This is a genomic window from Bradyrhizobium sp. CSA207, assembly GCF_029051685.1.
GTDB lineage: Bacteria > Pseudomonadota > Alphaproteobacteria > Rhizobiales > Xanthobacteraceae > Bradyrhizobium.
The window spans coordinates 1-465 of the sequence record NZ_JAACFT010000134.1; the positions used below are offsets into that span (position 1 = coordinate 1).

The following is a 465-nucleotide window of genomic DNA, read 5'->3' on the forward strand; positions in this document are numbered from 1 at the left end:
GCCGCGGCCTGCTCGTCCAGTTCATTGCGACCGACGATGCCGAGGTCGCAGACGCCATCGGCGATCAGGCCGGGGATGTCGTCGTCGCGCACCAGCAACAGGTCCACCGGCAGCGATTCGCCGTAGCAGAACAGCTTGTCGCGGCTTTCGCGCCAGCTCAGGCCACAGGCGCTGAGCAGGTTGCGGGCGGGCTCGGCCAGCCGGCCACTCTTCTGGATGGCGATACGCAGCCGGTCTCGTGCCGGCGCTGCCTGGGATGCACTCATGGGGGAGGTCTCGAAGTTCGGAACGGGGCGCGCATCAGCGCGAAGCAAGGCGGTCGATGGCGGCGGCATAGCCTCGATGGCCATGCTCGAGCGTGCGTGCCACCCGTCCGGTGGTGGTCACGCTGACGCCGGTGCGCTCGTGGATCTCGCGGTACGGCACGCCCTGCTGCAGCAGCGGCACCACCTTCCAGCGGTCGGC

The 465-nt window shown here is 69.5% G+C and carries 1 protein-coding gene; it reads right to left on the reverse strand.

What is annotated here, in order from left to right; all coding sequences use genetic code 11:
• Positions 1-266 (reverse strand): hypothetical protein (locus GWG65_RS40320; RefSeq protein ID WP_275200935.1); only part of this gene is annotated, 266 nt, incomplete at its 3' end.
• Between the last annotated feature and the right edge of the window lie 199 nt (positions 267-465).